Annotated in this window: 17 protein-coding genes and 1 tRNA gene; 7 read left to right on the top strand and 11 right to left on the bottom strand. The window is 72.4% G+C overall.

Going from position 1 to position 21,014, the window contains the following annotated elements:
• The first annotated feature begins 470 nt into the window (after positions 1–470).
• Positions 471–2,174: a choice-of-anchor I family protein gene (locus G011_RS0116480; protein WP_019609448.1), complete on the top strand. Its 1,704-nt coding sequence runs from the start codon at positions 471–473 to the stop codon at positions 2,172–2,174.
• Positions 2,175–2,240: 66 nt separating this feature from the next.
• On the opposite strand, the gene G011_RS0116475 is transcribed toward G011_RS0116480, so the two are convergent.
• Positions 2,241–3,497 carry an FAD-binding protein gene (locus tag G011_RS0116475; protein ID WP_019609447.1) on the bottom strand — a complete coding sequence of 419 codons (1,257 nt, stop codon included), beginning with the start codon at positions 3,495–3,497 and terminating at the stop codon, positions 2,241–2,243.
• A 425-nt stretch (positions 3,498–3,922) separates the two neighbouring features.
• Between G011_RS0116475 and G011_RS0116470 the strand changes: the two genes are divergently transcribed.
• A complete protein-coding gene (locus G011_RS0116470) occupies positions 3,923–4,495 on the top strand; it encodes a DUF4232 domain-containing protein (RefSeq protein WP_155979790.1) in 573 nt (190 codons plus the stop codon).
• Between the two features lie 147 nt (positions 4,496–4,642).
• On the opposite strand, the gene G011_RS0116465 is transcribed toward G011_RS0116470, so the two are convergent.
• The 5 genes from G011_RS0116465 to G011_RS0116445 form a co-directional block, all read right to left on the bottom strand.
• A tRNA-Arg gene (locus tag G011_RS0116465) sits at positions 4,643–4,718 on the bottom strand.
• 211 nt (positions 4,719–4,929) lie between these two features.
• Positions 4,930–5,865 (bottom strand): glycoside hydrolase family 16 protein, encoded by a 936-nt coding sequence (locus G011_RS0116460; protein ID WP_231391509.1) that lies wholly within the window; start codon positions 5,863–5,865, stop codon positions 4,930–4,932.
• Between the two features lie 87 nt (positions 5,866–5,952).
• Positions 5,953–7,134, bottom strand: a complete 1,182-nt coding sequence (locus tag G011_RS0116455) for a glycoside hydrolase family 64 protein (protein ID WP_019609444.1) — start codon at positions 7,132–7,134, stop codon at positions 5,953–5,955.
• A 400-nt stretch (positions 7,135–7,534) separates the two neighbouring features.
• Complete coding sequence (locus G011_RS0116450) at positions 7,535–8,716, bottom strand: hypothetical protein (protein ID WP_019609443.1); 1,182 nt, start codon at positions 8,714–8,716, stop codon at positions 7,535–7,537.
• 150 nt (positions 8,717–8,866) lie between these two features.
• The gene (locus tag G011_RS0116445; RefSeq protein WP_019609442.1) at positions 8,867–10,123 is read right to left on the bottom strand and encodes an aspartate aminotransferase family protein; all 1,257 of its coding nucleotides are present in this window, start codon (positions 10,121–10,123) and stop codon (positions 8,867–8,869) included.
• Between the two features lie 146 nt (positions 10,124–10,269).
• Between G011_RS0116445 and G011_RS0116440 the strand changes: the two genes are divergently transcribed.
• Both G011_RS0116440 and G011_RS32120 read left to right on the top strand, forming a co-directional pair.
• Positions 10,270–11,733, top strand: a complete 1,464-nt coding sequence (locus G011_RS0116440; RefSeq protein WP_019609441.1) for an NAD-dependent succinate-semialdehyde dehydrogenase — start codon at positions 10,270–10,272, stop codon at positions 11,731–11,733.
• Positions 11,734–11,798: 65 nt separating this feature from the next.
• Positions 11,799–11,975: an antitoxin VbhA family protein gene (locus G011_RS32120; protein ID WP_013155748.1), complete on the top strand. Its 177-nt coding sequence runs from the start codon at positions 11,799–11,801 to the stop codon at positions 11,973–11,975.
• Between the two features lie 250 nt (positions 11,976–12,225).
• Here G011_RS32120 and G011_RS0116430 read toward each other — a convergent pair whose 3' ends face one another.
• From G011_RS0116430 to G011_RS0116415, 4 genes are all read right to left on the bottom strand, one after another.
• Positions 12,226–12,909: a GntR family transcriptional regulator gene (locus tag G011_RS0116430; protein WP_026338365.1), complete on the bottom strand. Its 684-nt coding sequence runs from the start codon at positions 12,907–12,909 to the stop codon at positions 12,226–12,228.
• A 54-nt stretch (positions 12,910–12,963) separates the two neighbouring features.
• Entirely contained in the window at positions 12,964–13,716 is a 753-nt protein-coding gene (locus tag G011_RS0116425) for a maleate cis-trans isomerase (protein WP_019609439.1), read from the bottom strand.
• Between the two features lie 30 nt (positions 13,717–13,746).
• Positions 13,747–14,547, bottom strand: coding sequence for an Asp/Glu/hydantoin racemase (locus G011_RS0116420; RefSeq protein ID WP_019609438.1), 801 nt, complete (start codon positions 14,545–14,547; stop codon positions 13,747–13,749).
• Positions 14,548–14,662: 115 nt separating this feature from the next.
• The gene (locus G011_RS0116415; protein ID WP_019609437.1) at positions 14,663–15,145 is read right to left on the bottom strand and encodes a DUF3830 family protein; all 483 of its coding nucleotides are present in this window, start codon (positions 15,143–15,145) and stop codon (positions 14,663–14,665) included.
• 302 nt (positions 15,146–15,447) lie between these two features.
• Between G011_RS0116415 and G011_RS0116410 the strand changes: the two genes are divergently transcribed.
• The 3 genes from G011_RS0116410 to G011_RS0116400 all read left to right on the top strand — a co-directional run bounded on the left by G011_RS0116410 (position 15,448) and on the right by G011_RS0116400 (position 18,891).
• Positions 15,448–16,467 (top strand): D-2-hydroxyacid dehydrogenase, encoded by a 1,020-nt coding sequence (locus G011_RS0116410; protein WP_019609436.1) that lies wholly within the window; start codon positions 15,448–15,450, stop codon positions 16,465–16,467.
• 29 nt (positions 16,468–16,496) lie between these two features.
• Positions 16,497–18,011 (top strand): amidase, encoded by a 1,515-nt coding sequence (locus tag G011_RS0116405; protein WP_019609435.1) that lies wholly within the window; start codon positions 16,497–16,499, stop codon positions 18,009–18,011.
• A gap of 208 nt (positions 18,012–18,219) precedes the next feature.
• A complete protein-coding gene (locus tag G011_RS0116400; RefSeq protein ID WP_013155741.1) occupies positions 18,220–18,891 on the top strand; it encodes a response regulator transcription factor in 672 nt (223 codons plus the stop codon).
• A gap of 134 nt (positions 18,892–19,025) precedes the next feature.
• On the opposite strand, the gene G011_RS0116395 is transcribed toward G011_RS0116400, so the two are convergent.
• Positions 19,026–20,771: a GAF domain-containing sensor histidine kinase gene (locus tag G011_RS0116395; protein WP_019609434.1), complete on the bottom strand. Its 1,746-nt coding sequence runs from the start codon at positions 20,769–20,771 to the stop codon at positions 19,026–19,028.
• Between the last annotated feature and the right edge of the window lie 243 nt (positions 20,772–21,014).

The raw sequence follows: 21,014 nt of genomic DNA, 5'->3' as shown, positions 1-21,014 counted from the left end.
GGGACTTTCCCTCCGGCTTTTCCCGACGGCCCCGCCGCATCCGCCGCCTTCGGGGCCCGGCACCCGCCGGATCCGCGCCGCGCCCTTTTCCGTGCCGTTCGGACACGTGCCCGCGTATTTTTTCGCGGATTTCTCCGATGCGCCGGTGTGCCAATGCGCCGATTTGGCATCATGCGCGCGGAATTTCCACAGGTAGGACGGCGTCAAGCACATTCCCGCGGCCGATAGGGTCTCCGGAGGACGGCCGCCGTCACGGCGCTGGTACGCGAGCGCCCGGTTCTCCGTCCTGCCACGGGTCGCCCGTGTCCGAAGCCTGCGGCCCCCTCCCGTCGGGCCCCGCCGCCTCGGACCGGTCGCCACCCGCCTTCACCCCCGCGCCACCGGGCGTTCAGCCCGATCCCGTCCGCCCCTGGTTGGCTTCGGCGCGGGCGTGACCGCGCCCATTCCCCCGGAGCCCTCAGGAAGCACGCATGCGCAAGACCACGGCGGTCGCGGTGTCCCTCGCCGTCGCCCTCACCGGTACGGCGGCCCCCGCACACGCGGAGCGGCAGGAGCCCCGCGAGGGCGGGCGCGACGGCGTCGAACTGTCCGCCCTCGGCAGCTACCGCACCGGCTTCTTCGACGAGGCGGCGGCGGAGATCGTCGCCCACGACCCGCGCACCCAGCGCCTGTACGTGGTCAACGCCCTGGCCGCCACCGTGGAGGTGCTCGACGTCTCCGACCCCGCGTCCCCCGCCAAGCTGTTCGACCTGCGCACGCCCGGGGTCGATGCGGCCGACGGCTCGGTGGTGCCGGAGGGCGCGGTCGCCAACTCCGTGGCGGTCCACGGCGACACCGTGGCCGTGGCGGTGGAGGCACCCGACCGCACCGACGACGGCTGGGTGGTCTTCTACGACACCGACGGCACCGCGCTCAACGCGGTCCGGGTCGGCGCCCTGCCGGACATGGCCGCCTTCACGCCCGAGGGCAGGCTGCTGCTGGTGGCCAACGAGGGGGAGCCCAGCGACGACTACTCGGTCGACCCCGAGGGCTCGGTGAGCGTCATCCGCGTGAACCGCAGGCCCGCCGCCCTCACCCAGGACGACGTGCGCACCGCCGACTTCCGTGCCTGGGACGGGGAGCGGGAGCTGCCCTCGGGGGTGCGGGTGTTCGGGCCGGACCTGTCCACCGGCGAGCCGGGCACCCCGGGCCGGGTGGCGCGCAACCTGGAACCGGAGTACATCTCCGCGGACACCGCCTACAGCGCCCAGGTGGTGCTCCAGGAGGCCAACGCCGTCGCGCTGCTGGACCTGCGCACCGCCGAGTTCACCGACATCGTGCCCCTGGGCCTCAAGGACCACATGGAGCCCGGCAACGAGCTGGACGTGTCGAACCGGGACGACGGCATCCGCCTCGCCAACTGGCCGGTGTACGGCATGTACCAGCCCGACGGATTCGACACCTACCGCTGGCGCGGCCAGACCCTGATGGTCACCGCGAACGAGGGCGACACCCGCGACTGGGACGGCTACTCCGAGGAGACGCGCCTGGGCGACCTGGCCGAGGAGACCCCGCTGTGCGAGGACTCCCCGCGCCTGCGGGAGTTCCTGGCCGACAACGACCTGGGCGTCGACAGCACCGGGGAACTGCTCGACGAGGCCAACATGGGCAGGCTGACGGTCACCGCCGCCGAGGGTCTGCGCGAGGACGGCAGCTGCTACGAGGACGTGTACGCGTTCGGCGGACGCTCGTTCTCGATCTTCACCACCGAGGGCGAGCTGCTCTTCGACTCCGGGTCGGACTTCGAGCGGATCACCGCCGAGGCCGACCCGGAGTTCTTCAACTCCAACCACGCGGAGAACGCCTTCGACAACCGCAGCGACGACAAGGGCCCCGAGCCCGAGGGGGTCGTGCTCGGTGAGGTGGCGGGCCGCACCTACGCGTTCGTGGGCCTGGAACGGGTGGGCGGCGTGATGGTCTACGACGTCACCGACCCCCGCGAGGCGTCCTTCGTGCAGTACCTCAACAACCGCGACTTCACCGCCGAGCCCGGCACCGGCGAGGCGGGCGACCTCGGCGCGGAGGGCCTGGCCTTCATCAGCGCCTCGGACTCGCCGATCCGGGGCGTGCCGATGCTGGCCGTGGCCAACGAGGTGTCCGGAACGACCACCCTGTACCGGGTCGACCCGGCCTGACCGCGCTCTGTCGCCGGGCCGCCTCGTCGGGGCTCGGCGAGGCGGCCCGCCGCCACGGGCCCGGTCTCACCCGCGGGGGAAGAGCGCGTCGGTGAAGGCGTTGCGGAACTTTCCGCCCGGGTCGAGCGCGCGTGCGAGGCGTTCGAAGTCCGCCGCGCGCTCGTACCGGGCGGTGATGTCGGCCGGGTCCATCGCGGTGAGCTTGCCCCAGTGGGGGCGGGCACCCAGCGGCAGGAGGCGCTCCTCCACGGCCGCCAGGACCGGGGCCACGGCCCGCGGGTCCGGCAGCCACGTGAAGTGGAAGGTGACGCAGTCCCGGCCGTGGGCGGGGCTCAGCCACAGGTCGTCCGCGCGCACCGTGCGCACCTCCGCGACGTACAGCGCCGGGGCGAGCAGGTGCCCGATCCCGCGCAGGGCGGCGAACGCGGCGCCCGCGGCCTCGCGCGGCACGTAGAACTCGGACTGCAACTCCCTGCCCGCGCTCGGCTCCAGCTCGGGACGGAAGTGCGGGAGCCGCTCGTGCCAGGGGCCGACGGCCCCCATCTGCTCCGTGCTGGGCTCCGGAGGCATCCCCGGGACGGGGTGCACCGGCCCGGACGCGGGCCGACCGCCCCTCCAGGCGCCCTCGGGGCGGTCGGTGCGCTGCTTGAGCCACACGGAGCCCTCCCCGAGCCAGTCGGTGAACAGGCTGACGCTGTAGGCCGCGCCGAACACGTCGTCGACGTGTTCGGCCACCTCGTCCAGGGCCACCCCGACGCGGACCCGCTGGGTCATCGTGAACGCCGGTTCGATCTCCAGGGAGAGCCGGGTGACGACGCCGAGCGCGCCCAGCGCGACCACCGCGCCGGGGAGGACCTCCGGGTCCACGTCGCGGCTCAGCCAGCCCAGGTCGCCGTCGGGACCCAGGAGCTGCACCGCGCGCACGGCGGCGGACAGGCAGCGCTGGCCGTCCCCGGACCCGTGGGTGCCGGTCGCGCACGAGCCCGCGACCGAGATGTGCGGCAGCGACGCCAGGTTCGCCAGCGCGAACCCCCGCCCGTGCAGCGCGGTGACCAGTTCGGCGTAGCGGGTACCGGCGGTGACGGTGACGGTCCGCCCCTCGGGGTCGATCTCCGCCTCCGCGGGCAGCCCGTCCAGGCGCACCAGGTCGGCGTCGGAGTCGGCGACGAGGTTGAAGGAGTGGCCGCTGCCCAGGGCGCGGATCCGCGGGCTGTCGCGGACGACGCGGCGCAGTTCGTCCAGTGTCCGGGGCCGGTGGACCCGCGGGCTGCCGAAGGTCACGTTGCCCGCCCAGTTGGTGGTCCGCGCGTGCGGTGCTGACATGGGCGCTCCGTGGGTGGGGGCGGGCGGTGTACGGTTTCCGGTTCCCGGGCACCGCCACGGCAGGCGGCTTTCCGGAGGATAGCCGGGCGGTCCTTCGCCCGGTTCGCCCGGGGGCCGCGCCATGAGTCTTCGGGCCTTCCACGCCGTTGGTCGTCGGGGTGCGTCGTCGGGAAGCCGTGCGGGTCGGCGCGAACCCGGGCTGTGCCGTCCCCGGGCCGCCTGGCGGCGTTCCGGGCCTCCCGGCGGGGGTTCGAGGTCCCGGTGCGCCGGGGTGTCTCGGCACCGTCTGGCGGCATGACATAGGTAAACGTTGTTTAAATCGGTTGCGGGAGAGAACGACACAGGGGGGACCGACGTCGTATCACCCGTAGTCGAGCATGGATCGACGTCGGCAGACGGAACACGCAATGAGGGGGATGTTCGCCATGACGAACGCATTTCGCACGGGTTCGGTCCGAGTCGCGGCCCTGGGCGCGGTGTCGCTGCCCGCTCTTCTGCTCGCGTCCGCGCCCGCGGTCGCGGAGGACACCGACTCCGGTGCGGGGGCCATGAGCGTCCGCGACTGCACCGCGGCGGACTTCGAGATCTCCGAGACCGCGCGCGAGGGCGCGGCCGGTACCGTCCACGTCGAGTTCGAGCTGGTCAAGCAGGAACCGCTCGACCCCCAGGACGACGTGGCGTGCGCCATGTACCCCTCCGCCGCGAACATGTACTGGGGCGACTCCGAGGGCAACCGGATCGGGGCCGACGCGCAGGTCGAGGGCCAGGGCGGCAGCGTCTTCGCGCTGTACCCGGGTGACGCGGCCACGGTGACCGTGTCCCGCCCCAACCCGGAGGTCTACGACCCCGAGGAGTGCAGCCCCACCGAGGTGGCCGGGGCCCACCTGTTCCTCCAGAACGACGAGGGCGCCGCCTACGTGCCCACGGGTGGAAACGACCGCGTCTGCGCCAACCCGGACATGGGCGCGTCGACGGTTTCCGAGATCACCCCGGCCTGATCCAGCCCGGCCGCCGGGCCGCTCCGGGTAGGACACCTGGAACGAAGGCCTCCGACGAGGATCCCGCCCCTCGACCCCGGGCAGCACAAAAGAAACAGCCGGGCCCGTGTGGTGTGCGGGTCCGGCTGTTTCTCCACTGTCTCAAGGTGGCGCACTCGGGAGGACTCGAACCCCCAACCTTCTGATCCGTAGTCAGATGCTCTATCCATTGAGCTACGAGTGCAGGTTGTTCAGTTGTGTGTCGCCCGGTCTCCCTGGCGACGTCTTTGACTCTATCACGGTGTCAGAGGGCCTCGAACCGTTTTGTGAGTGTGCGACCGGTCATGCCGGTCCCCGTCCGCAGGGCGGCCCGGGGCGGCAGGACGGCGGCCCCGACAACGCGCGAGGGTGTCGGAGCCGCCGTCCGGGAGCGGGTCAGGCGGCGGGCCGGGGCGTCAGCAGGTTCCGCCGAGGGCGACCCCGTCCACGCGGGAGACACCGGCGTCGCGCTGCGCGCCCACACGCCGGTTGACCTCCTCGGGCGCCACGGACTCGCCCTGCTGGTGGTACACCCAGTCCACGTCCTGCACGTAGGTGCTGGGGCCGCCGGTGTGGCCGCTCATGTCGACGAACCACTGGTTGAAGTTGATCGACATCGGCGACGAGGGGTAGTACTTCCCGCTGTGCTCGGCCACCAGGTGCGTGTCCACGTAGTAGCGGACCACGCCGTCCGTCACCTGGACCACCAGGTCGCGCCATCCGTCGAAGGAGCGGTTCACCACGTCGCTGGTGTTGTCCGCGACCCAGGGGTCGCGCTGGTAGGTGTGGTACGAGGTCAGGTACATGGCCTCCGCCGGGGCGCCCCAGCCCGAGTTGGGCAGGTACTCGAAGTCGAGCTCGCTGTAGGCGGGATCGTTGTCGTAGGCCAGCGGCGTGATCGTGTAGAAGGTCTGGAGCACGGTGTCGCCGTCCTGGCCGGAGACCGGGACGTCGGCGAACTTGACCTTGGCGGCGTAGGTGCCCTCGTGGAACTTCTCCTCGCCGAAGGTCAGCTCGGCTTGGCTGGTGCCCGCCGGGGTGCCGTCAGTGGTCGAGGTCAGGCGCAGCAGGGAGTCGCCGCCCTCCTCGGCGAAGGAGATGTTGTCGGCGTCCCAGGACGCGCCGGGCACGCCGGGGCCGCCGGGCCAGCTGCGGACGTTCCAGCCCTGGTCGCGCAGGGCCGGGTCGTCGGGGCCGGTGTAGTCGAAGTCGTCGAAGAACAGGCCGCACGACGCGGAGGTCTGGTCGGCGACGGTCTCGACCTCGACGGGGGAGCCCGTCGCGCAGGCCGTCAGGGGGAGTGCGACGGCGCAGGCCAGGGCGATGCGGCCGGGACGGATGCGGGTGGGCACGGGGAACACCTCGGTTTCGGGGAGGAACAGCCGGGAGCAGGGGCCGGACCGGGGCCTCCGGTCCTGGAGGGCCCGGCCCGGGAGGCGCTAGAACGCGGTCAGCGTCACGTCGAGGGACACCGGCGCGTGGTCCTGGACGTAGGAGGCGAAGTTCGACACGTCGTCGAAGGCGAAGCCGTAGGCCTTGCCGTCCACGGTGTTCTCGTGGAAGACCGCCGCGTAGCGGTTGGTGGTCTCGTGGTTGTAGAACGCCGCGGGGTCGGTGACCGGGTGCTCGGCGGTGTCCAGCAGCGTCGAGCGGTTGAACGCCGCGCCCAGGATCGCGGCCACCGGACCGGTGATGCCGTCGTTGGGGGCCGCCAGGGCGCCGTCGCAGAAGAAGACGTCGCGGGTGGAGGGCTTGGGGATCGGGGCCACGCCGCCGTCGAAGACCAGGTTGCCCGAACCGTCCACGCGGCCGGTGAAGGTCCCGGCGTTGGTGGTGACGCGCAGGTCGGTGGTGCTGTAGCGCTCCCAGACCTGGTCGATGTAGGAGTCGTAGTAGTCGGCCGGGAACAGTCCGGCGTCCAGCCCGTGTCCGGGGGCGATGACGAGTTCTCCCTCGCTCAGCACGAGCGACGAGAAGACGGGGTCGGCGGAGAGCGTGGCGAAGACCGCGTCGCGGCCGCCCGGCTCGAACGTGCCGGTGGTCTGGTCGGCCTCGCCCTGGAGGCGGATGGCCAGCGGCACGCTGAACTGGTCCACCATGCTGGTGTTGCAGTACATGCCGGTCTCGTTGTGGGTGAACTCCACGGTGTCGTGGAGCACTCCGTGGCTGGGGTCGGACTCGACCCAGCCCGCCGGGTACTGGAGCGCGGGCCTGCCGTTGCCGTCGGTGACGACCTTGAACCGGAGCTTGCCGCCGAGGGCGAAGTACACCCGGCCGGACATGAACGGCAGGGACAGCTCGCTGACCGAGTCCAGCGGGATCGAGTAGTCGGTGAACCCGTCGTCGGTGTTGTCGGACTCCGCGACCGGATGTGCGACGCCGCTGGCGTCGACCCAGGACTGCGTGTTCGTGGTCAGGTCGGTTCCCACGATGTAGGCGCGGATCTCGCTGTCGGGGAAGGTCCCGGTCTCGTTGGCGACCCTCACCGGAAGGGCGCCGGCCTGAGTGCCGCCCGAGGTGAGTTCGCCGTTGCTCTCCGCACGGGAGCAACCGGTCGTGACGAGCAGGGTGCTGACGGTGGCGAGCGACGCGCCGCCGAGGAACAGTCTTCGGTCGATCATGGGGGTCGCCTCACTGGAGGGGCTGGTAAGACGCGCCCAATCTGACGACCGTTGAAGTGTCGCGTCAACCCGTGGTCACGATCCGTCCGCGACGTTTTCGTGTTCTTACTGGTAACAAAGTTGCCATGTGACTTATGTCACTCTCGATCCGAATGATTTTCGGTTCTGTGGGTGAACATTTTCGGCGGATGGGCGTCCACAGAAGTTCTCCCCCTGGTGGGCGGCGGTTCACGGGGGCCGCGCTCCGCCGGAGGGAGCTGGCGCGCGGACTCGCTCCCCCTACCGAACGGGACGGAAGGGGCCCGGCGCCGCACCATCGCCCGGCCGCACCGCCGTCCGGCCCGCGCCGACCGGGACCCCGGTCCGGGGCTTCGCCGTTCCCGTCCGCACAGCCCCCGGTCTACGCCCTCGCGCCCTCGGCGGGCTCCGTCGGCGCGGCGACCCCGGTCAGCACGGCCGACTCGACCGGAACGACGGCCCCGGCCTCCAGGGAACGGCCCGCCTCCAGCATCCGGTCGATCAGTTCGTCCCTGGTCTCCCTGACGGCGCGCGCGTTCAGGGCTTCGCCGTACAGCTGGTCGGCGTTGCCGCCGTCGGAGTCCACCTGGACGAGGAGCAGGTCCAGCTCGCGCTGGCGCTCCTCGACCCTCTGCACCTGCTCCCACTCGGTGTGCGCGGCCAGGGCCTCCTCGACGGACGCCCCGTAGTCGCGGATCGCGTCCACCCGGGCCGCCAGCTCCCGGTACACGGCCTCGTGGCGCTCGTGCTGCTGGTCCAGCACGGCGAGCACCCGGTCGGAGACGGCGTCGAGGGAGTCCGCCACGTACTCCTCCCTGATCCGCTCGTGCCGGTGCAGCAGCGAGGCGATCCGCCACTCCTCGGCGCGCAGGACCGACAGGGGCTGGGCCGCGTCGAAGGAGTCGCCCAGCCGCAGGTCGGCCTCCTCGACGGTCCCGATCGTCCTCTGCACGTCCAGCAGCAGGCGGGCGCCCTGCCGACCGAGGTTCGCGGGCACCAGGTAGCGGTCCGCGTGGGCCGCCGCCAACCGGTCGCCCCGGGGCCACCACCACCCGGCCCACATGGCGGCGGCCGCGTACACCGCGCCCGGCACGAACCAGTAGAGGTTGAAGGCCCACTCCGGCCCCGCCAGCGCGAGGAACCAGCTCGTCAGGGTCGCGGGCACGAAGGCCAGGGAGAACGCCTGCCAGGACCGGCGCCGGGAGGTCCGCGACAGCCACCGCGGCAGCAGGGACCGCGGGCGCACACGGGTGACGGCGAGTCCGGCGGCGCCCACGGCCGCGGCCTGCACCAGCAGGCCCAGGAAGTACAGAGGGACCGACCACACCAGGAGGGGGCCGCTGACCAGCGCCCAGAGGAGGCTCAGCGCGGCCACCGCGGTCCCGCCCGCCGCCATGCGCGTCCGGTTGGGGAACCGGGGCTGTCTGGCCCAGGCCCGCTTCGAGCGCAGGAAGGGCAGATGCTTCCGGAGCCTTCCGGCGAGGCGGGGAGGCAGTGAGGGGTCCAGGACGGGACGTGCGCCCCCACCCGTGCTGTCCGCGACCTTCCACCGGCTGTCCGACACTGGTTCGGCTCCTCTCGCGTGCGGTTCGCCGCGCTCGGCCCCCTCCGTTTCGGACACGCGTTTCGGACGCGCGGTTTCTCGGGGAGTCCGTACCGCACGTTACCGCCCCGGCACGGAATCCGTACCGGGGCGGTGGTCACGAATCCCGCCTCAGCCCGCGACGGCCTCCTCCACGGCGGCGGCCCACAGCGACACCGCGCTGTCGACCTGGTCGCCGTCGACGATGAGCGGCGGGATCATCCGCACCACGTTCCCCTCGGGGGCGCAGGTGAGCAGCAGGAGCCCGTGCCGGGCCGCGGCCTGCTGGGCGCGCAGCGCGGTGGCGCCGTCCGGCGAGCCGTCGGCGGCGGTGAACTCGTTGCCGAGCATCAGCCCCCGGCCGCGCACGTCGCCGATGACCGGGTTGGCCTCCGCCACCTTCTCCAGGCCCAGGCGCAGCCGCTCGCCCATGCGCGCGGCGTTCTCCACCAGGCCCTCCTCCTGAATCACGTCCAGGGTGGCCAGGGCGGCGGCGCAGGACACCGCGTTGCCGCCGTAGGTCCCGCCCTGGGAGCCGGGCCAGGCCTTCTCCATGATCGCGGCGGGGGCGGCGATCGCCGACAGCGGGAAGCCGCTGGCCAGCCCCTTGGCGGTGATGACCACGTCCGGCCGGATGCCCGAGGGCTCGTGGCCCCAGAACGTGCCCGTGCGCCCGAAGCCGGTCTGCACCTCGTCCGCGACCAGCAGGAACCCGTGCTGGTCCGCGCGCTCGCGCAGCCCCTGGAGGAAGGCCGAGGGCACCGGCACGTAGCCGCCCTCGCCCAGCACCGGCTCGATGAACACGGCGGCGGTGTCCCTGGGCGAGGTCACCGTGGCGAACAGGTAGTCCAGCTCGCGCAGCGCGTACGCGACCGCGTCGGCCTCGGACACGCCCAGCCGGTAGGCGTAGGGGAACGGCGAGACCACCACGCCGGGCATCAGCGGGCCGATGCCCGCGCGGATCTTGACCCCGGACGTGGTCAGCGACGCGGCGCCCATGGTGCGCCCGTGGAAGGACCCCTGGAACACGATGACGTTCTGCCGACCGGTCGCCTGCCGGGCCAGCCGCAGGGCGGCCTCGACGGCCTCGCTTCCCGAGTTCACGTAGAACAGCCGGTCGAGCCCGGCGGGCAGCACCTCGCCCAGCCGCTCGGTGAGCCGCAGCAGCGGCCGGTGCATCACGGTGGTGTACTGGCCGTGGACCAGGGTCCCCACCTGCTCCCGCGCGGCGGCCACGACGCGGGGGTGGCAGTGGCCGGTGCTGGTGACGCCGATGCCGGCGGTGAAGTCGAGATAGCGGCGGTCGTCCTCGTCGTAGATGTAGGCGCCCTCGCCTCGGGCGGCGACGACCGGTGTCGCCTGCTTGAGGATCGGGGAGAGCTCCGCCATGCGTGGCCTCGATTCCGTGTCGCGTGTTCCGTAGGATTGTTGACAATCGACGCTGCTATGGAAACATCCGTGCGGCGACGGTGTCCAGTGGGCGCACGTTGGGCAGTTCTGACCACAGGCCGAATCTCGACCGGGGAGTAGCGAACATGTCGGATCAGGAAGCACGGGTCGTCGCGCAGGTGGACAAGAGGCTGTTCATCGGCGGGACGTGGCGAGACGCCGCCTCCGGGAACGCCTTCGAGGTGGAGGACCCCTCCACCGGCGAGGTGCTCTGCGAGGTCGCGGACGCGGGGAAGGAGGACGCGCTCGACGCCCTGGACGCGGCGCACCGGGCCCAGGCCGACTGGATGCGCACGGCGCCCCGGGACCGCGGCGAGATCCTGTACCGGGGCTACGAGCTGCTCATGGAGCGCCGGGAGGACCTGGCGGTCCTGATGACCCTGGAGATGGGCAAGCCCCTCGCCGAGGCGCGGGGCGAGATCGCCTACGCCGCCGAGTTCCTGCGCTGGTTCTCGGAGGAGGCCGTGCGCATCGAGGGAGGGTTCTCCACCTCCCCCGACGGCAAGTCCCGCTTCCTGGTCATGCGCCAGGCGGTCGGCCCCTGCATGCTCATCACCCCCTGGAACTTCCCCATGGCGATGGGCACCCGCAAGATCGGCCCCGCCATCGCCGCGGGGTGCACCATGATCCTCAAGCCCGCCCACCAGACGCCCCTGTCCGCCCTCGCGCTGGCGGGCATCCTCTCCGAGGCCGGGCTCCCCGAGGGCGTCCTCAGCGTCATCCCCACCACGGACCCGGGCTCGGTCACCGAGCCCCTGCTCAGCGACGGCCGCATCCGCAAGGTCTCCTTCACCGGATCCACCGCCGTGGGGCGCAAGCTCCTCGAACAGAGCGCCGGGCAGGTTCTGCGCACCTCCATGGAGCTGGGAGGCAACGCGCCCTTCCTGGTCTTCGACGACGCCGACATGGACGCCGCCGTGGACGGCGCGATGCTCGCCAAGATGCGCAACATCGGCGAGGCCTGCACAGCCGCCAACCGCATCTACGCCCAGGCGGGCATCGCCGAGGAGTTCGCCGAGCGCCTCAGCCGCCGCATGGGCGCGCTGCGCCTGGGCCGCGGCGTGGACGAGGGCGTCGACGTGGGCCCGCTCATCGACGACAAGGCCCGCGACAAGGTGCAGGGCCTGGTGGACGACGCCGTGGGCAAGGGCGCCCGCGTGCTGGTCGGCGGCGGCCCCGGCGACGGCCCGGGCCACTTCTACAAGCCCACCGTGCTCGCCGACGTGCCCTTCGAGGCCGAGCTGTCCACCACCGAGATCTTCGGCCCGGTGGCCCCCGTACTGCCCTTCGAGACGGAGGACGAGGTGCTGCGGGCCGCCAACGACACCGAGTACGGACTGGTCAGCTACGTCTACACCCGCGACCTCAACCGGGCGCTGCGGGTCAGCGAGAACCTGGAGACCGGCATGGTCGGCCTCAACCAGGGCGTGGTCTCCAACCCGGCCGCGCCCTTCGGCGGGGTCAAGCACTCCGGTCTGGGCCGCGAGGGCGGCCGGGTCGGCATCGACGAGTTCCTGGAGACCAAGTACGTCGGCATCGGCGGAATCTGACCGGATGTCCGGGCGATCCGGAGGTTCGCCTGTGCCTCGGGCGCGGCACCGCCTACGCTCGCCCCATGGGCACACGGATTCCCGACGACGGTGACACCGCCGCCGCTCTGGCCTCCGTCAGGGCGGCGGGCGGTGAACCGTCGCCGGAGGCGCGGGCGGACCTGGAGCGGATCGCACGCGGTGAGATGAGCTTCGAGGAGGCCAGGGAGCGCATCCTGGCCAGGTACCGGCTGCGGGAGTGACGGAGGCGACGCGGCGCCTCCGCGATCCTGTTCGCCGCGATCTCGTACTCATAGCGGGGTTCGAGCGCCGACATCGGCTACAAGTACAAGATCATCGCGGTTCAGACCCCTTGCGTCACACCGGTGACGTTTCCGGCCAGCACAGGTCAGGCGTCGGTGCCGGGCGGCGGCACGGCACGACCGCGCCCAGGGGCACTCCGGACGTCGGCGCCGCGCACCGGCACGGGCGCGTCCGTGTTCCGCGGGCGTCCTAGGCCTCGGGGACGGACTCCCCGCCCCCGCCGTTGATGCGCTCGACGGTGTCCACCATGTGCGCCTCGATCAGGCGCAGCAGCTCCTCCTCCGCCCCGTCCACGATCGCGTCCAGGATGCGGCGGTGCTCGTCCAGGAGCTCCTCCGGCTCCGGGTACACGTCCTGCATCACCGTGAGGCACATCCGGGTCTCCACCAGCAGCGTCTGCGCCATGCGCTCCAGGCGGCTGTTGCCCGCGCAGCTGACGAGGGTCTGGTGGAAGGCCTGGTCGGCGTCGCTCATGGCGTTGCGGTCGCGGCCCGCCGCCGCGGCGGCGAGCCGCTCCACGGCCGGGGTGAGGCGGGCGACGGCCTCGCCCCGGTTGCCGCGCATGATCAGCTCGCACGCGGTCCGCTCGACGGCGAGCCGGGCCACGTAGACGTCGCGCACGTCCGCGGGCGTGAGTTCGCGCACGAACAGCCCCCTGTGCCGTTCGCTGCGCAGCAGCCCCTCCTGCACCAGGCGCTGCATCGCCTCTCGCAGGGGGCCGCGGCTCACCCCGAGCTGACCCGCCAGCTCGGACTCGCCGAGCTGGTCACCCGGTGCGAGCGAGCCGTACATGATCGCGGACCGCAGCTGGTCGGCGATCAGTTCGGCGGTGGAACGCCGGGGCACGGGTCTGAGCTGGCCTGGGGCGGGCATGGCCGCCCTCCTCTCGGATCGGGGACGGGACGCGCGGCGGGCGCGTCGTCGAGGTTAACGGGGCGCCAGGACGCTGTTGACCGCGGCCGAACCCGAACGGAACAGCATGCCCGGTCCGGAGCCCCGGCCCGCGGTCGCCCCCGCCAGGCGCAGACCCTCCCACACGCTCACCTGGTTGGCGGTGAGCACGGTCTTGCCGAGCAGCGCCTCCAGGGGTTCGATGAGGTGGGCGCTGTGCAGGGCGGTGTCCGGCACCAGGACGGCCTCGGCGCGCTGGTGGTCGTTGGAGATGACGAAGTCCAGGACGTCGTCGGGGTCCAGGTCGCCGACCTCGGCGGCGGTGGCGATGCCGTGGCTGGCCAGCGACAGCACGGTCACCCCCGCCTCGGTGAGGAACTCCACGAACCTCTGGGCGACGTCGTCGGGGTAGGTGGCGGCGATCGCCACCCGCGAGACGCGCAGCTGGCTCAGCGCGTGCACGAAGGCGAACGAGGTGCTCGACGACGGAGCGCCCGCGTGCCGGCGCACCCCCTCGACCTGCCTGCGGGCGCCCTCCCAGCCGAACACGAAGCTGCCGCTGGTACAGGCCCACACCGCGGCCTCCACCTCCATCACGGCCAGCTCCTGGGCGCCCCTGGCGAGCACGTCCTCGCCGCCGACGTCGAGCAGGGCGTCCACGCGGTGGGCGTCCTCGCGCATGAGCGTGTGCACCACGGGGAGTTCGACGCCCCCTCCGAGCAGGCCCTCGAAGGCCTTGTAGTCGTCCTCGGCGCTGAACCCGGGGTAGAGGAATCCGACGCGGGTCATGTGGCCCTCCTTTGCGTCACGTCCCGCGCGTCACGCGGCACTCGGTGCGGCGACGTCGATCAGACTCTGTCCGTGGGCCACGGCCTGGCGGCCCGCGGCCCTCATCACGGCCCACATGGTCACCTGGTTGGCCGCGATCACCGGTTTGCCCAGCTCGCGTTCCAGGGGCGCGATGATGTCGTAGGTGAGCACGTTGGTGCAGCTGATGAACACGGCCTGGGCGTCGGGGCGGTCCACCGAGTGCACCGCCTCGGACACCTCGGCGTAGGTCACCCGCCAGATGTGGCTGAGCAGGCCCAGCCCCACGCTGGAGGTCACGGCGACGCGGTGCTCGGCGAGGTAGGCCAGGAGCCGGTCGGTCACGCTGTCCACGTAGGGCGTGACGACGGCGATCCGGTCGGCGCCGAGCACCTCCAGGGCCTGGACCAGCGCCCCGGACGTGGTGACGGCGGCGGGCGCCCCGGCGTCCACCATGGCCCCGTGCAGGCGCCGCTCGCCCCGGGCGCCGTGCACGAAGCTGCCCGAGGCGCACGCGTACCCGATGGCCAGGGGCTCGGGGGCGAGCAGCGCGCGGACCGCCGGGGCCACGTGCTCCTCCCGGCACAGGGCGGCGGCCTGGTCGACCGTCACCGGTACGTGTACGTACGGCAACCGCGTGACGTGCAGTGAGACGTCGTCGGGCGTCCAGCGCCAGAGTTCGCGGTCGAGCGCGAAGTCGTAGGGCGCGATGACGCCGACCCCCGCCTGCCACGGCGTCCGCGTGCTCGCGGCCAGTTCGACGACCTGCTGCTGCGCGCCGGTGCCGTTCGTGTGCTCTCCGTCGGTCCGCATCGGTCACTCACCTCCCGGATGTGTGTTGTCGTTGCCGTCCCCGCGGGGACGCGGTCGCTCCGCGCCGGGGCCCGAGGGCCGTCCGCGGGCGCGGTCGTGGTGGCCCGCGGGCCGGTCAGCGCTCCAGGCGCTCGTACACCAGCCGCTCGCCGACGCTGCCCGAGCGCCAGACGTCGTTGCAGGCCTCGGCCATGGCGGGCAGGTTCTCGACGACGGTGGCGAAGACGTTGCCGGGCACCCAGCCGACGTCGCCGTTGAGGAGCAGGTTGTTGCGCCCGTAGAAGAGGGCGAGGTCGATGACCCCGGGCAGGTGGCCGATCCCCTTGTCCTCCTTGAAGGCGCGGTCGAGCATGCCCCCGTCGAAGGAGAAGTAGACGACGTCGCCGGGGATCGGGGTGACGGTGGGGTTCTCCTGGCCGGGCTCGTCATCGGCGAACCGCGGCACCATCGTGTAGACCTCGTTGCGCGCGTACTTGGCGTGCTGGACCGCGTCGCCCTGCGGCAGGGCGTTCCAGACCGCCTCACAGGTGCGGGGCGCGTCCTTGTCCAGGAGTTCGGCGACGCAGGAGACCCCGCGCCTGGGCAGGGTGATGGTCATGTACCGGGGCAATGGGTAGTCCCTTCGACGTCGGGCAGCGGGACCTGCGGGAACACCCCCGGCGCCGGGGCTGTTGATTGTTGACAATCCTAGGGTCCACAACCCGGATGCGGCAATAACCCCGGTGCGAGTGGGTATCCCGGGCAGGTCAGAGGTGGTGGGGGAGGCCCGGGTTTCGGGGGGAACAGTCGATTTGTGGATTGTTGACAATCCTATGTGGGCTCCCTAGCGTTTCCCGTGCAGGGCGATCCGTCCCCGACGACCTCTCTGAACCACCGTCGCCAACCGGAGAGTGCACGCCCGTGAACAGCCTCATCCCGCCCGACCGACCGAGACTCCTCGTCCTCCACGGTGACGACCTCCCGCCCGGCCGCGAGCGGATGGACGACCATCCCCGCCTCGGCGAGGTCGTCTACGCCACCGCCGACGAGCTTCCCGCCAGGCTGCCCGGGGCGCACGCGCTGCTGGTGTGGGACCTGTTCACCGAGGCGCTGGCCTCCGCCTGGCCCAAGGCCGACTCCCTGGCCTGGGTGCACGCCGCCACCGCCGGGGTGGACAACCTCATGTTCCCCGGCCTGGTGGAGAGCCCGGCGGTGGTCACCAACTCGCGCGGGGTCTTCGACGAGCCCATCGCCGAGTACGTGCTCGGCCAGGTCATCGCCTTCGCCAAGGGCTTCCAGCAGACCTGGGAGCACCAGCGCGAGCACCGCTGGGAGCACAGGGAGACCGAGCGCGTGTCCGGCAGGCGGGCCCTCGTGGTCGGGACCGGGCCGATCGGCCGCCACATCGCCCGCAAGCTGACCGCCGTGGGCATGCGCGTGCGCGCCTCCGGCAGCCGCGCGCGGGAAGGCGACCCCGACTTCGGCACCGTGGTCGAGTCCAGCCTGGCCGTACGCGGCGCCGACGGCGCCCCGACCCTGGCCGGCGAACTCCCCGAGGCCGACTACGTGGTGATCGCCGCCCCGCTCACCGACGCCACCCGGGGGCTGGTCGACCGCCGCTTCCTGGGGCTCATGAAACCCACCGCGCGACTGGTCAACGTGGCGCGCGGCCCCATCGTGGTCGAGGCCGACCTGGCCGCGGCCCTGGAGCACCGCGTCATCGCGGGCGCCGCACTGGACGTGTTCGAGGACGAGCCCCTCAAGGCGGTCTCCCCGCTGTGGGGGCTGCCCGGGTCGGTGGTCTCGCCGCACATGTCGGGCGACGTCGTCGGCTGGCGCGATGACCTCATGGACCTGTTCCTCGACAACCTCGCCCGTTACCTGGACGGGCGGGAACTGCTCAACGTGGTCGACAAGAGCCGCGGCTACGTGCCCGGCTGACCCCTGATGGCGTGACACGGGAGGCTGAAGTGACGATCCGTTCCGACCGGGCCGGGACCGAGGACGCGAACGCGGACGTCGGCGCGGCCGAGGGCGCCCCGGGGGCGACCGCGGTTCCGCAGGCGCGCCCCGGCGGGCCCTCCGCACCGGCCGACCTGTCCGCCGAGCGGCTGCTCGCGGCCTACGCCGCCGGGGAGCTGTCCCCGGTGGAGGCCGTCGACTCCGTGCTGGAGCGCATCGAGCGGGACAACCCGGCGCTCAACGCGTTCTGCCTGGTGCGCCCGGACGAGGCCCGCGAGGCCGCCCGCGCCTCCGCCGAGCGGTGGCGGCGCGGCGAGCCCTCCGGGGTCCTGGACGGGGTGCCGGTCTCGGTCAAGGACGTCCACCTCACCCGCGGGTGGCCCACCCTGAAGGGCTCGGTCACCAGCCCCCAGGAGGGTCCGTGGGACGAGGACTCCCCGGCGGTGGCCCGGCTGCGCGAGGGCGGCGCGGTGTTCGTCGGCAAGACGACCACGCCCGAACTGGCGTGGAAGGGCGTCACCGACGGCCCGCTCACCGGCGTCACCCGCAACCCGTGGGACCTGTCCACCACGCCGGGCGGCTCCAGCGGCGGGTCCGCGGCGGCCGTCGCGGCCGGGATGGCCCCGCTGTCCACCGGGACCGACGGTGGCGGTTCGATCCGCATCCCGGCCAGCTTCACCGGCGTGTGCGGGATCAAGCCCACGTGGGGCCTGGTGCCGCACTACCCGGCCAGCCCCTTCGGGTCGCTCGCGCACACCGGGCCGCTGGCCCGCACGGTGGGCGACATGGCGCTGATGCTGGAGGTCATGGCCCAGCCCGACGCGCGCGACTGGGCCGCGCTGGCGGCGCCCGCGCCCGGCCTCGGCGACGTGCGCCTGCGCACCGACGCCGAGCGGCTGGTGCGGGGCGTGCGGATCGCCTACAGCCCCACCCTGGGCGGGCTGGACGTGGACCCGGAGGTGGCCGCGGCGGTCGCCGACGCGGTGGCCGTGTTCGAGGCGCTGGGCGCCCGGGTGGAGGAGGCCGACCCCGGCCTGCCCGACTCCCGGGAGGAGTTCCACGTGCTGTGGTACTCCGGTGCGGCCAAGGCCACGGACCGGCTCACGGACCGCCAGCGGGACCTGCTCGACCCCGGCCTGCGGGAGATCGTCGAGGAGGGGCTGACCTACTCGGCGCAGGACTACCTGACCGCGATGGCGCTGCGGATGGAGATGGGCGCCCGGATGGGCCGCTTCCACGACGCCTACGACCTGCTGCTCACCCCGTCGATGCCGATCGCGGCGTTCGAGGCGGGGCTGGAGTCGCCGCCGCGGCTGGCGGGGGAGCGGTGGACCTCGTGGGCGGGGTTCAGCTACCCGTTCAACATGACCCAGCAGCCCGCGGCGAGCGTGCCCTGCGGGTTCACGGCGGCGGGGCTGCCGGTGGGCCTCCAGGTGGTCGGACCCCGGCACGCCGACGCCCGGGTGCTGGCGGCCTGCCGCGCGTTCGAGCTCGCCCGTCCCTGGGCGGACCGGAGGCCGTGAATTCCGAGAGGTTTCGTGGCTCGTGGGAATCAAGTGCACACCCGCTGCGATCAGGTGCTTTGCTCCGAAGATGAGGAGAATTGTCCGTTTGTAGGACCTTCGTCCGAGGAGTTCGGTGCCTAAGGGCCCGCGCGCGGGCCTCCGCACGTATTACCGTCTTCATCGGAGCGGTGTCTGATCGCGGTGACGCAGGGATGAGGATGGGCCGATGCCGGGTGGTGGAGCCGAGGGCGTTCGCAAGCGGATCAGGGTGTTCCTGGTGGACGACCACGAGGTGGTCCGCCGGGGGGTGGCCGCCCTGCTGGAGACCGAGGACGACATGACCGTCGTCGGTGAGGCCGGGACGGCCGAACAGGCGCTGTCGCGGATCCCCGTGGTGCTGCCCGACGTCGCGGTCCTGGACGTGCGGCTGCCGGGCGGGTCGGGCGTGCAGGTGTGCCGGGAGATCCGCTCGGACCACCCCGAGATCGCCTGCCTGATGCTGACCTCGTTCGCCGACGAGGACGCCCTGTACGACGCCGTCATGGCCGGAGCGGCCGGGTACGTGCTCAAGCAGATCCACGGCGCCGACCTGGTCGGGGCGGTTCGCACGGTGGCCTCGGGCGGCTCGCTGCTGGACTCGGGCAGCACCGGCGCGATGCTGGAGCGGCTGCGCGGCGCCCAGGCCGAGCCGGACCCGCTGGCCGAGCTGACCCCGCAGGAGCGGCAGATCCTCGACCTCATCGGCGAGGGGATGACCAACCGGCAGATCGGCGAGCGCCTGTACCTGGCGGAGAAGACCGTCAAGAACTACGTGTCCGCCCTGCTGTCCAAACTGGACCTCAAGCGCCGCACGCAGGCCGCCGTGCTCGTCGCCGAACTGCGCGGCCGCCGGTACTGACCACGGCTGCCCGGCCCGCCCCGGCGGGTCGGGCAGCGGGCCGACCACGGCGGTCCCGATGGTCTCCGCAGTCCCGGTGGTCCCACGGGCCCCGGCGACCGCGCGGTGGCTCGTGGACCGTGGGACCGGATCCCTCAGAAACTGTCCGGGGGCGGCACGGCGTCGTCGCGCAGGGGCACCCGCCACACCAGCACCGTGCCCCCGCCCTCGCTCCCGCGCGCGGTGAAACCGCCGCCCAGGGCCTGGGCCCGCTGCTCCAGGTTGCGCAGACCGCTGCGCCGTCCGTGCTCGGGCAGGCCCACGCCGTTGTCGGTCACCGTCAGGGTCAGGGTGGTGGGGCGCCCGGTGTGCGCGGCCTCCTCCACCGCCACCGACACGTGCACCTCCGTCGCGCGCGCGTGCCGCGCCACGTTGGTCAGTCCCTCGCCGAGCACCGCGAGCAGCTGCTCGCCGATGTCGTCGGGCACGGACGCGTCGATCGGCCCGTCCAGGCTCACCCCGGGGTGGCACCCCAGGCTGTGCGCGGTGTTCTCGGCCAGTTTCAGGATGCGCCCGCGCAGCGACGTGTCCCTGCGGCTCGGCGGGTTCTGGAGCGCGAAGATCGTCGAGCGGATCTCGCGGATGGTGCCGTCGAGTTCGTCGATGGTCCGCTGCACCCGCTCCTCGGCCTCGGGTGAGGTGATCAGCCGCAGCGTGCTCATCAGCGTCATCGCCGAGGCGAACAGGCGCTGGATCACCACGTCGTGCAGGTCCTTGGCGATCCGGTCGCGTTCCTCCAGCACCGCCAGGCGCTCGGTGTCGCGCCGCGCCTCGGCCAGCTCCAGGGCCACCGCGGCCTGCACCGAGAACCCGTGCAGCATGCGGCGTACCGCCGCGGTGAACGGGGCGCGGTCGGACAGCTTGCCCAGGAGCAGCACCCCGCGCGTGTTCCCCGGGGTGCCCAGGGGCACCACCAGGCCCGAGGCGTAGCCGCGATGGGCGAGCATGGGGCAGTTCGCACGGCTCAGGTCGGGGACGCTCAGGGCCTCTCCCGACTCGTACACCCACCCGCACGCGGAGCCGTGGATCTCCACCGGCGTCCCCAGGATCTCCTGGGCGATGGGCCCGTCCGCGATCTCCGCGAACAGGTGCCCCCGGGCGCGGGGATCGGGGAGCATGATCACGGCCGTGTCCGCGCCGCCGATCTCCCGGGCCTGCGCGGCCATGTGGGCGAGCACCTCGGAGGTGTCGGCGCCCGACAGCAGGCGGGTGGTGACCTCGGTGGACGCGGCCAGCCACCGCTCTCGCAGCCGCGCCTCCTCGTACAGGCGCGCGTTCTCGATGGCCATGCCCGCGGCGGTGGCCAGCGCGGTCACCACCGCCTCGTCGTCCTCGTCGAACTCCGCGCCCCGGGCCTTCTCGGTGAGGTAGAGGTTGCCGAAGACCTCGTCGCGCACCTGGATGGGGACGCCGAGGAAGCTGCCCATGTGCGGGTGGCCCTCGGGGAAGCCCTCGAAGTCGGGGTGCTCGCGCAGGTCGGCCAGGCGCAGTGACGCGCGCTCGTTCAGGGGCACGCCCAGGACGCCCTTGCCGTGGGGGAAGCCGGTGACGCGCCGGGCCTGTTCCTCGCTCAGGCCCACGGGGATGAACTCGCTGAAGCCCCCGTCCTCGTCCATCACTCCCAGGCCCGCGTACCGGGCGCCGGTCAGCTGTGCCGCCGCCTCGGTCAGTCTGCGCAGCACGGTCGCCAGGTCGAGGTCACCGCCGATGGCCAGGACGGCCTGGAGCAGCGAGTGCACCCGGCCGTGCGCGGACATGCGCGGGTCCAGTGAGCGCACCTCGTCCAGCAGTTCGTCCACGCTGTGGGGGGACAGGGAGGAGCTCTGGGGGATCTCAGTCATGTGTCCGTCAACCTCCGCAGAGCCGGTCGGCGTTGTGGCAATGCGCGTTTCCTCGGGCGTAATAGTCGAATTGTCGTTGGTTTTTCCCCGGTTTGCCACATCTTGCTGTTCAGGGGCCGGTTCCGGATGGGCGGGAATTCCTGTGGATTCGGGGTTCCGGTCGTCTAATTCATGCTAACGTCGCGATCAGCGGACGCGACGAGGCCCTTGTGACCTCCCGTCCCCCGGCTGGAAGGCGCCGCC

The organism is Nocardiopsis sp. CNS-639 (assembly GCF_000381685.1).
Classification (GTDB): Bacteria; Actinomycetota; Actinomycetes; order Streptosporangiales; family Streptosporangiaceae; genus Nocardiopsis; species Nocardiopsis dassonvillei.
The sequence above is the reverse complement of the archived record's forward strand: the minus strand, read 5'-3'. Positions and strand labels throughout refer to the sequence as shown.